We start from the raw sequence: 9,534 nt of genomic DNA on the forward strand, positions 1-9,534 counted from the left end.
GTCGATACATATTTCACGAGATAGTCCCCTGTCCTAACCTGTCCGTCGCCGATCGCCGGCATCTTTCCAGCAGCGTCTCACCGAAATGAGGCGATTGGGGAGGTAATGAAGGGCTTTTTTGAAAATTCAAGCAAAACCGAACATGCCAATCGATTTTTTCCGGCGTCGCTGCTATAGACCATCGCCAACCTGCGTGAAAGGTCAATAAACAGCGTCTGCGGTTCGGTTCCGGGACAATGGAGAGGGAATTAGAAGAGTGTCAGGGAATTTCTTGCGTTTGTCCGCTGCGATGTCGCTTCTGGCCGTTGTTGCCGGTTGCAATTCCTCCAACCCGTCGGACTCGCTCGCCGTCAATCCGCCGGCCGCGCAGGCAAATGCCGTTACGCCGGTCGTGCAGGCCAACTGCCCGACGGTCACCATTCTCGACGCGACTGCCGTCCACCGCGTTTATGCCGGCGGCGCGAAGGACGACCCGCAGAAGCTCGCCTATCAGGTCTCGCTGTCAGACACGACGCGCTCCTGCACCGCCAATGAATCGACGCTCACCGTCAATGTGCTCGCCCAGGGCCGCCTCGTTCCCGGCCCGATGGCCAAGCCGGGCCGCGTGACCGTGCCGATTCGCGTGACGGTGAAGGATGGCGATGGTGAGATTTTCAGCGAAACGACCAATTACGCCATCGATGTCGCGGCAGGTGGCGCGGGCACCCAGTTCATCTTCAACAACGACCACGTCGCCATTCCCAATGCCCCGGGCGGCGCACCGAGGTCCGTCAGCGTCTATGTCGGCTTTGCCGAGCAAGGTGCGAAGGCCAAGACCAAGCGTCGTACATGAGGTAGAAACCGGAGGCTGCTTTGTGGTCTCCGGTCAGATCGCGGATAAAGCGCTCCTAACGCGCGACGTCATCCTCGGGCTTATCCCGAGGATCCAACCACGTATCGTAAAATCAAACGGTTGAAGACGCTCGGGACAGGCCAGAGCAAGACATAGTGGCGTTTGTGACAAAGCCGGGAATTAAAAAGCGCCTTCCCACTCCGCCATCGCTGCAATCACGGCGGGCAGATCCTGCATGCGCGAAATCACGGTTTCGGCGCCCGCATCGGTCAGCCGGTCGGCGTGGCTCGGATAGGTGTGGGATGCGCCGGTAAAGCCGATCACGCGCATGCCGGCCGCTTTTGCGCCATGGATGCCGTGCACGGAATCTTCGACCACCACCACGCGGTCGGGCGAGACGCCGAATTGTGCTGCGCCATGCAGGAAAATATCGGGCTTCGGCTTCACGCGGTCGGCACCGAGGTCCTTGGCGGAATAGATATGCGGTGCGAAGTAGGGCTTCAGGCCCACTTTCGTGAGCATCATATCGAGGCGGTGGCTGGAAGAGTTCGAGCAAATGCAGCGCGGCGTCGTCAGGCGCGACAGCGCGAACTTCACGCCCTCGATGATCTTCACGTCGCGCTCCAGCCGCATGTCGAGGAGCTTTTCCGATTTGTCGAGCAGCGAGGCTGAGAGCGGAATGCTGGCTTCGCTTTCCACCTGTAGAAGAATGTTCTTCCATGTCATGCCGGCGAAACGCTCGCCCATTTCTTCCACTGAGATCGGATAACCCGCCTCCGTCAGAAGGCGGGATTCCACCTGCGCCGCGATGATTTCGGAATCGACCAGAACGCCGTCGCAGTCGAAAATAATGAGGTCGAAGCCGCTCATGGGGCGCTCCCTGTATCGAATTTGCCTGGAGGAAGTGATGGCGGGCTTTTAGACCAAGTCCGCTTCAAGCTCAACCGGCTCACCCGCAAGGGTCGGTCCCATCAGGCTCATAGCTTGATAGAGTAGAGGATCGGCGGCGGTGGGAGCGTACATTAGCTTGAGCGGGCTAAAAAATGCTACACAGCGCCGCGCCATATGCGATATGGGGTGGTATGCCCAAGCCAGAGAAAACGACGCCTGAAGACACTATCGCCGCACGCATCAGCCGCACGCTTGCCGACCGTATCGTGCGCGGCGAGCTGTCGCCCGGCGAACGCCTGAGGCAGGACCACATCGCCGCCGAATTCGGCGCGTCGCATGTGCCCGTGCGCGAGGCCTTCCGCCGCCTTGAAGCCCAGGGGCTGGCGGCAAGTATCCCGCGGCGTGGAGTGAGGGTGGCTGATTTCGGGCTCGAGGATGTGCGCGAGGTGGCCGAAATGCGTGCTGCTCTTGAGGTTCTCGCTCTGCGCCACGCCATCCCCAATATGACACCAGCCATTCTTGACCAAGCGGAGGCCGCGACGCTCGAAGGTGACAGCGCCGTCGATGTGCAACATTGGGAAGAGGCCAATCGCCGTTTCCACCGCCTCATCACCGCGCCCTGCAACATGCCGCGCCTGATGGAAGCGATCGACGGCCTCCATGCAGCCAGCGCCCGCTTCCTGTTTTCCGCCTGGCGGGCCGGCTGGGAACGCCGCACCGATACCGACCATCGCGCCATCATTGACGCGTTGCGCGGCGGCCGGGGCGAGGAGGCGGTGCGCATTCTCGACGGACATGTGCAATGGATCGGCCGCAAGGCCATCCGCACCTCGTCCGGTTCGGTGCGCGACGCCTTCGCCATCGTTGGATAGGGCGGGCTGTGACAGTCCGCCTGCGGCCCCATCATCTCCTGTGCATGCTGACCTATGTTGGAAAAGGCTACACGTCCGGTTTTGTCGAAAATTACGATGGCGTGGCCGCGCGATTGAATGCGGGCGAGGATGTCGAACTGGTGGATGGTCCCGACGATATCTGCGAAGGCTTGCTCTGCGAAAGCCATGCGCATTGTTTTAATCACGGCGTGGTGCAACGGGATGAAACCGCCCGCCAGTCCGTTTCGGCCTTCCTGGGCGAGCCTCTCCCTGCCGGCAAGCGATTGCCGGCCACACCTGATTTTCTTGGCAGGATGCGTCTGGCCTTTGCATCAGCTGATATCAGGCAGGCCTGTCGCGGCTGCCAGTGGATCAGGCTCTGTGACCGCATCGCCGCCTCCGGCTTCGGCGGCGTGAAGATCAGTCCGCCGCCAGACGGCGGCAGGGCTGAACCGCTGGCGCCTATTCCACCACGGTCGTCTCGGTTCTCTCGGCGGCCTTGACGGTGACCGTCATCTCCTTCGGGTCGCGGCCGGACTTCTTGTCGTAGCTCACCTTGACCGCATAATCGCCGGGGTGCAGCGTCTCCTGATGTTTCGTGCCGTATCGACCCGAAATCTCCTTCTGTGTGCCCTGAAGGTCTTTGGTGGTTTCGACGATATCGATCCGTTCGGCGCCAGGAGCGTTGATGGCAAGAACGCCTGCATCGAGATTGAGTGTGACTTCCGTGCGCTCGCCGGCCTCGACGGTAAAGGCCTTGTCGACCATCACCTTGCCGAGACGGGCGTGCATGACGAAGTCGCCCGCAGGCATCTCCATCATTTTGCCCGTGCCGTAGGTGCCGTTGATGGTCTGGCGGGTGCCATCCAGCGTCTGTTCGGCCGACATGGCTTCAAACCTGATATCGTCGGTCTCCACCGCGCGGCCGCCCTCGGCATAAACCGCCTTGGCAACCACTACGCCGCTCGGGATGATGACATCATGGCTGATCCTGTCGCCCGCCTTGACGGATAATGTTTCCTGCGCTTTCGCCGGGCCGATGCTGCCGGTCAGGACGATCTCGCCTGCCGGGACAAAAACGCTGTTGCGGCCATAGACGCTGTCTTTGAAGTCGTCCTTGGTGATTTCCGTTTTCGCCTGCGTTTCGACGTCGCCATCGGGTTTCCGTTTCGGCACGACCGTCAACTCGGCGGCGTCGAAATTCACTTTTGGCCTCGCCACGCTGCCGTCCTTCACTTCAAACGGCACTTCGCGGGTGACATTGCCAAGTGCGGCAACGCCGACATATTTGCCCGCCGGCAGCTTTGCCTCAAAGGTGGCGTCGTAGGATCCGCCAGCGTTGACGTCGGTGCGCACGCCGGTGCGGTCGGCCTTGTAGAAATCCCAGCGCACCTTGTCGGTGTTGCCAAGTGAAGGGCCGCCATCTGCAAGCACCGCATCGGTGACGACGTTATATTGGGGGCTCGGCTCCTGCGCAAAGAGGGGGGACGCCTGCATGGCCGTCCACGCGACGCCAAGCGCAAGTCCATTCAACAACCCGGCCGTTTTTTTTCTGGATCCCATGGCACCCACCCCCATCGACTGACAACTGTCACCACCCGCAAACGTCTGCGGCGGTCTAACCCATTGTGCACAACGTTTTAGGTACCATCGGGTTCCCGTCGCTGCCCCGCCAAAAGCCGGCCGCCTTCCGCCACCTGCCATTTATTTCGCATTTTCCGTGACTTGTTCAGGCTTTGATAACCATCTTCGGTAACCATAAGCGTCAGTAAAGAGTAAGCGTATGGAGCGAGTACCAATGGCAGCAGTTTTTCCGCTGGCCGATTTTCGGCGTGCCGGTTTTGATCGTGCGGGCGAGAGTGACGCCTGGAAAGACAGCATCATCAAGGGTGATTGTGTCGCTGCCTTGGATGCCCTCCCGAGCCAGTCGGTGGACGCGATTTTCGCCGATCCGCCGTATAACCTTCAGCTTGGCGGCACGCTGCACCGGCCCGATCAGTCGCTGGTCGACGCCGTCGATGACGAATGGGACCAGTTTGCCTCTTTCGAGGCCTACGATGCCTTCACCCGCGCATGGCTGCTCGCCTGCCGCCGCGTGCTGAAGCCGAACGGCACCATCTGGGTCATCGGCTCCTATCACAATATCTTCCGCGTTGGCGCCATGCTCCAGAACCTCGATTTCTGGATCCTGAACGACATTGTCTGGCGCAAGACCAATCCCATGCCCAACTTCAAGGGCCGTCGTTTCCAGAACGCGCATGAGACGATGATCTGGGCTAGCCGCGATCCGAAAGCCAAGAACTACACCTTCAACTACGATGCGTTGAAGGCCTCCAATGATGACGTCCAGATGCGCTCCGACTGGCTGTTCCCCATCTGCAGCGGCCATGAACGCCTGAAGGGCGAGGACGGCAAGAAGGTGCATCCGACGCAGAAGCCGGAAGCGCTGCTTGCCCGCATCATCATGGCCTCCACCAAGCCGGGCGATGTCGTGCTCGACCCGTTCTTCGGCTCCGGCACCACGGGCGCTGTCGCAAAACGCCTCGGCCGCCACTTCGTCGGCATTGAGCGCGAGCAGGATTATATCGATGCGGCGTCGGCACGCATCGCCGCCGTCGAGCCGCTCGGCAAAGCCGAACTGACGGTCATGACCGGCAAGAAGGCGGAGCCCCGGGTAGCCTTCAACACCTTGGTAGAAAGCGGCCTCGTGCGCCCTGGACAGGTGCTGACGGACGCAAAGCGCCGTTATAGCGCCATTATTCGTGCGGATGGTACGCTCGCATCCGCCGGAACCGCCGGCTCCATCCACCGCCTCGGCGCGAAGGTGCAGGGTCTCGACGCATGCAACGGATGGACGTTCTGGCACTTCGAAGACGGCGACGCGCTGAAGCCGATCGATGATCTCAGGGCCATCATCCGCAGTGAAATGGCAAAGGCCGAATAGTCGAAAGCCCAAAAGGCCGAAGACGGACGATCCACCGCCCGCCCTTGTCAGCATACGTCTCCACCCGGTTTAGTACCTTCAGTCCCGGATGGAGAACGACCAACGCCCGGCACATCAGTGTCGGGCGTTGGTATTTTCGAATATAAAATTTTAGCTAGACAAGTTTCGCGCAAGAGACGACAACTACTGTACTAGTCAAAGCAGTGGTTGTGAAAATCCGGTCTGGACAACTCACAAAAACATTGCGTCCAATGCCGCTTGCGGCAGGACTGGCGCAGGCCGGAGACCGCCATTTCCGCCTGCGCCAATTTCTTTTCCCGATCTATCGACGATTAAATTTCTACCCCAAACGCCCGCAAATCCTGCTTCAGCTTTTCCGCGCCGGTAAAATGCACCGCCTGCCAGCCGGCGGCCTGGGCGCCTTCGACATTGGCGAGCGTATCGTCGATGAAGAGACTGGTGGCCGGATTGAGGCCGAATTCTTTCGCGTGAAGATCATAGATCGCCACGTCAGGCTTCAAAAGCTTCACATCGCCGGAAACGGTGACGCCGCGCGGCAGCGTGAGGAAGGGGAACATCTTCTGCGCCTCGCGAAACGTGTCGGAAGCGAAGTTGGTGAGCATCGTCACGTCATGGCCGCTGTCGATCAGGCCTGTCATGATCGCGACGCTGTCGTCGTAGGAATGCGAGACCATCTCGTGCCAGAATTTGCGGAAGGAGCGGATGTGCTCTTCCCGGTCCGGGAATTTCTCCACGAGCAAAGCTTCAGCATCCTCCCAGCGGCGGCCGCGATCCTGTTCGAGGTTCCAGTCGTGGGTGCAGACATTCTCGAAAAACCATTGGCGCTCATCGGCATCGGGAATGAGGCGGCTATAGGGAATATGCGGATCGTAATGGATCAGCACCTTGCCGATGTCGAATACGATATGGTCAATCTTGGTCATCGAAATTTCCTGCTTTCATTGAATGCGGATGGAATAGCCTGCGCGATGACTTTTTTCATCACCGTTGGCAGCGCCTGCGCGTCAAGATTTGTAACCGGCTCCCACCATCCGTCATCCGGGCCGGTTTGAAGGTTATCCGGCACCTGCGCGCGATAGACTGTCAGCCGCAGTTCGAAATGGGTGAAGACATGCACGATCACGCCCGCCGCCTGCCACTCCGCTGAAAAAGGCGCGTGATTTTGATCCGTGCCGCCGTCGAGACGGGCGGTCCAAGCCGTTGTCGGCACCTCCGTCATTCCGCCGAGAAGGCCGCTGTCGATTCGCCGCCGCAGCAGGATTTCACCCTCTGCATTGACGGCCACGAAGGCAGCGCCCAGCCGCACGGGTTTTGCCTTTTTCGCGGCTTTCACCGGAAACCGCTCCGGCTCGTCCTCCGCAAGCGCCAGACAGATGCCGTTGAACGGACAGAGCGCGCAGGCCGGCCGCTTCGGCGTGCAGATCGTTGCGCCAAGGTCCATCATCGCCTGGGCAAAATCCCCCGGTCGGTCGGCGGGCGTCAGTTCCGCCACCTTCGCTTTCATTGCAGGCTTGGAGCCGGGCAGGGGCGCATCGATGGCGAAGAGGCGGGAAATGACGCGCTCGACATTGCCATCCATCACGGCCGCCTGACGATTGAATGCGATGGCAGCGACGGCGGCGGACGTATAGTCGCCGATACCGGGCAATTGCTTCAGCCCCTCTTCCGTATCGGGAAACATGCCGCCATGCTCATTCGCCACGGCTTCCGCGCATTTCTTCAGGTTGCGGGCGCGGGCGTAATAACCCAGCCCCGCCCAGGCGGCCATAACGTCTTCGACAGGTGCCGCTGCCAGATCGTTGACGCTTGGCCACGCCGCGAGAAACTTGAGGAAATAGGGCTTTACTGCCTGCACCGTCGTCTGCTGCAGCATCACTTCCGAAAGCCAGACATGATAGGGATCGGCGCGTTTTCCCTTCGCTGCCATGGCCGGGGAAGTGCGCCAGGGCAATTCGCGATGATGCCGGTCGTACCATGCGAGCAGCATCTGCGCATAAGACGACGGGGCGGTTTTTTGAAGCATGGTTTGCCGTTTCTGTTCGGTTTGGCCTATAGTTGGGACATCCGTAGCGGGCGATCAAGAAAATGTGGATCGCCCCCTCCAAAATCGCGAGTGAAACATGCGTTATCCCCAGAGCGGTGCCGGCAAGAAAAAGGGCGTCGTCCAGATCGCCGAAGTCGCCAATGGCATCATGGACCCGGTCCTGTCGAAACGCGCCGGCATCAACACCGCGCTGCTCGGCTCCTGGGACGAGATCGCCGGTGACGACTTTGCCGATTGCACGCGGCCCGAAAAGATTACCTGGCCGCGCCGCGACGAGGGGCCGGATCGCGGCGGTTATCAGCCCGGCGTGCTGACGATCGCCTGCGAAGGCGCGCGCGCCCTGTTTCTCACCCATGCACAGGGCGAACTGATTGCCCGCATCAACGGCTTTTTCGGTTTCCCGGCGGTGCGCCAGATCAGGATCGTGCAGAAACCGGTGTCGCAGGCCATCACCCGCCGACGCAAACCGCAGCCCCTGCGCGGCGATGCGGCAAAACGTCTCGATGACATGATGAACGGCATCGAGAGCGAGGCATTGCGCAAGGCGGTGGAACGGCTTGGCACGGCGGTCTTGCAGAAGAAGCCAGGGCGCAAAACGATTTGATGAAGGCGCCGTCCTTGACTGGTCACAATTCTTTGACAAGAAGAGTTCAGAACCCCGCTTGTGATGAACCGGCCGTCGCTATATCGGAATCAACAGACAATCGAGTCTATTACCAACAGGTGCTTTCATGCATTTTCCCGAACTGACCATTTCCCGTCGCAGCCTTCTCGGCGGCGTTGCTCTTGCCGCCATCGCCACGGCCCTGCCGTTTGCCTTCACGCCCGGTATTGCCCAGGCGCAGGAATTGCCTGAATCCACCGGTGATGTGGACATGGCTGCTGTCATGAAGCCCGGCCCGCTGCCGGAAGCAGCGCTCGGCGACGCCAACGCACCCGTCAAGATCGTCGAATATATGTCGATGACCTGCCCGCACTGCGCCAACTTCCACAACAAGACCTTTGAAGAAATCAAGAAGAAGTACATCGATACCGGCAAGGTCTATTTCGTGCTGCGCGAATTCCCGTTCGATCCGCGCGCCGCTGCCGCCTTCATGCTGGCGCGCTGCGCACCGGAAGGTCAGTATTTCCCCTTCGTTTCCATGCTGTTCAAGCAGCAGCAGAGCTGGGCAACCGCGCAGGATGCGCGTGCCGCCCTGCTGCAAATGTCGAAAATGGCCGGTTTCTCACAGGAGTCTTTCGAGGCCTGCTTGACGAACCAGAAACTTCTGGATGATGTGAACGCCACCATGCAACGCGGTGCGACGGAATTCGGCGTCAACTCCACGCCGACTTTCATCATCAACGGCAAGAAATACGCAGGAGACATGTCGGTTGAAACCATGTCGGCTGTCATCGACAAGCTGCTCTGATCACCGAAGCCTTCAGAAAGCGGGCGGCGGATATTTCCGCACGCCCGTTTTTTATTGCCGTTACTCCACCTGGAGCGTGGCGGCATGAAGTTCAACAAGCTCCGTCTCGTCGGTTTCAAGTCCTTCGTTGAACCTTCCGAATTTATCATCGAGCCGGGTCTGACCGGCGTCGTCGGCCCGAACGGCTGCGGCAAGTCCAACCTCGTCGAAGCGCTGCGCTGGGTGATGGGCGAGAATTCCTACAAGAACATGCGCGCCTCCGGCATGGATGACGTCATCTTCTCCGGTTCCGGCAACCGTCCCGCCCGTAACACCGCCGAGGTCGGCCTCTATCTCGACAATTCCGACCGCACCGCGCCCGCCGCCTTCAACGACGCCGATGAAATTCAGGTAACGCGCCGCATCGAGCGCGAAAATGGCTCCGTCTACCGCATCAACGGCAAGGAAGCGCGTGCCAAGGATGTGCAGCTTCTGTTTGCAGATGCCTCCACCGGCGCGCGCTCGCCCTCGATGGTCGG

The 9,534-nt window shown here is 60.2% G+C and carries 11 protein-coding genes; 7 read left to right on the plus strand and 4 right to left on the minus strand.

Features of this window, described 5'->3' with window-relative positions:
- The first annotated feature begins 289 nt into the window (after window positions 1–289).
- On the plus strand, window positions 290–832 hold the full coding sequence (locus tag ACUTJJ_RS23490; RefSeq protein ID WP_063947827.1) for a hypothetical protein: 543 nt from the start codon (window positions 290–292) through the stop codon (window positions 830–832).
- 180 nt (window positions 833–1,012) lie between these two features.
- Here the strand turns inward: ACUTJJ_RS23490 and ACUTJJ_RS23495 are convergent, their stop codons facing one another.
- Window positions 1,013–1,702 carry an HAD family hydrolase gene (locus ACUTJJ_RS23495; RefSeq protein ID WP_004440401.1) on the minus strand — a complete coding sequence of 230 codons (690 nt, stop codon included), beginning with the start codon at window positions 1,700–1,702 and terminating at the stop codon, window positions 1,013–1,015.
- Between the two features lie 212 nt (window positions 1,703–1,914).
- On the opposite strand from ACUTJJ_RS23495, the gene ACUTJJ_RS23500 reads away from it, so the two are divergent.
- Window positions 1,915–2,595: a GntR family transcriptional regulator gene (locus ACUTJJ_RS23500; RefSeq protein WP_063947792.1), complete on the plus strand. Its 681-nt coding sequence runs from the start codon at window positions 1,915–1,917 to the stop codon at window positions 2,593–2,595.
- Between the two features lie 44 nt (window positions 2,596–2,639).
- Window positions 2,640–3,098 carry a DUF1284 domain-containing protein gene (locus ACUTJJ_RS23505; RefSeq protein WP_445543612.1) on the plus strand — a complete coding sequence of 153 codons (459 nt, stop codon included), beginning with the start codon at window positions 2,640–2,642 and terminating at the stop codon, window positions 3,096–3,098.
- On the opposite strand, the gene ACUTJJ_RS23510 is transcribed toward ACUTJJ_RS23505, so the two are convergent.
- Window positions 3,058–4,158, minus strand: coding sequence for a hypothetical protein (locus ACUTJJ_RS23510; RefSeq protein ID WP_445543608.1), 1,101 nt, complete (start codon window positions 4,156–4,158; stop codon window positions 3,058–3,060). The genes ACUTJJ_RS23505 and ACUTJJ_RS23510 overlap by 41 nt on opposite strands.
- Before the next feature lie 235 nt (window positions 4,159–4,393).
- Between ACUTJJ_RS23510 and ACUTJJ_RS23515 the strand changes: the two genes are divergently transcribed.
- Window positions 4,394–5,539, plus strand: a complete 1,146-nt coding sequence (locus ACUTJJ_RS23515; RefSeq protein ID WP_144575561.1) for a site-specific DNA-methyltransferase — start codon at window positions 4,394–4,396, stop codon at window positions 5,537–5,539.
- A gap of 332 nt (window positions 5,540–5,871) precedes the next feature.
- Here ACUTJJ_RS23515 and ACUTJJ_RS23520 read toward each other — a convergent pair whose 3' ends face one another.
- Window positions 5,872–6,483 carry an HAD family hydrolase gene (locus ACUTJJ_RS23520; RefSeq protein ID WP_445543609.1) on the minus strand — a complete coding sequence of 204 codons (612 nt, stop codon included), beginning with the start codon at window positions 6,481–6,483 and terminating at the stop codon, window positions 5,872–5,874.
- Window positions 6,480–7,583 (minus strand): A/G-specific adenine glycosylase, encoded by a 1,104-nt coding sequence (gene mutY, locus ACUTJJ_RS23525; RefSeq protein ID WP_445543610.1) that lies wholly within the window; start codon window positions 7,581–7,583, stop codon window positions 6,480–6,482. Before mutY ends, ACUTJJ_RS23520 begins: the two co-directional genes overlap by 4 nt.
- Before the next feature lie 97 nt (window positions 7,584–7,680).
- Here mutY and ACUTJJ_RS23530 point away from each other — a divergent pair, with 97 nt between their 5' ends.
- The 3 genes from ACUTJJ_RS23530 to ACUTJJ_RS23540 form a co-directional block, all read left to right on the plus strand.
- Complete coding sequence (locus ACUTJJ_RS23530; protein WP_063947797.1) at window positions 7,681–8,208, plus strand: DUF721 domain-containing protein; 528 nt, start codon at window positions 7,681–7,683, stop codon at window positions 8,206–8,208.
- 127 nt (window positions 8,209–8,335) lie between these two features.
- Window positions 8,336–9,016, plus strand: a complete 681-nt coding sequence (locus tag ACUTJJ_RS23535; protein WP_063947798.1) for a DsbA family protein — start codon at window positions 8,336–8,338, stop codon at window positions 9,014–9,016.
- Window positions 9,017–9,100: 84 nt separating this feature from the next.
- On the plus strand, window positions 9,101–9,534 hold a 434-nt coding region (locus ACUTJJ_RS23540), incomplete at its 3' end, for an AAA family ATPase (RefSeq protein WP_445543611.1).

The sequence above is a fragment of the Agrobacterium sp. DKPNP3 genome (genome assembly GCF_052686535.1).

Excerpts from the sequence above, each read along its gene's own strand:
- ACUTJJ_RS23490 (WP_063947827.1), top strand. The coding sequence starts at position 290 with ATGTCGCTTCTGGCCGTTGTTGCCGGTTGCAATTCCTCCAACCCGTCG.
- ACUTJJ_RS23505 (WP_445543612.1), top strand. The coding sequence starts at position 2,640 with ATGCTGACCTATGTTGGAAAAGGCTACACGTCCGGTTTTGTCGAAAAT.
- ACUTJJ_RS23520 (WP_445543609.1), bottom strand. The coding sequence starts at position 6,483 with ATGACCAAGATTGACCATATCGTATTCGACATCGGCAAGGTGCTGATC.
- ACUTJJ_RS23535 (WP_063947798.1), top strand. The coding sequence starts at position 8,336 with ATGCATTTTCCCGAACTGACCATTTCCCGTCGCAGCCTTCTCGGCGGC.
- mutY (WP_445543610.1), bottom strand. The coding sequence starts at position 7,583 with ATGCTTCAAAAAACCGCCCCGTCGTCTTATGCGCAGATGCTGCTCGCA.
- ACUTJJ_RS23500 (WP_063947792.1), top strand. The coding sequence starts at position 1,915 with ATGCCCAAGCCAGAGAAAACGACGCCTGAAGACACTATCGCCGCACGC.
- ACUTJJ_RS23515 (WP_144575561.1), top strand. The coding sequence starts at position 4,394 with ATGGCAGCAGTTTTTCCGCTGGCCGATTTTCGGCGTGCCGGTTTTGAT.
- ACUTJJ_RS23530 (WP_063947797.1), top strand. The coding sequence starts at position 7,681 with ATGCGTTATCCCCAGAGCGGTGCCGGCAAGAAAAAGGGCGTCGTCCAG.
- ACUTJJ_RS23510 (WP_445543608.1), bottom strand. The coding sequence starts at position 4,158 with ATGGGATCCAGAAAAAAAACGGCCGGGTTGTTGAATGGACTTGCGCTT.
- ACUTJJ_RS23495 (WP_004440401.1), bottom strand. The coding sequence starts at position 1,702 with ATGAGCGGCTTCGACCTCATTATTTTCGACTGCGACGGCGTTCTGGTC.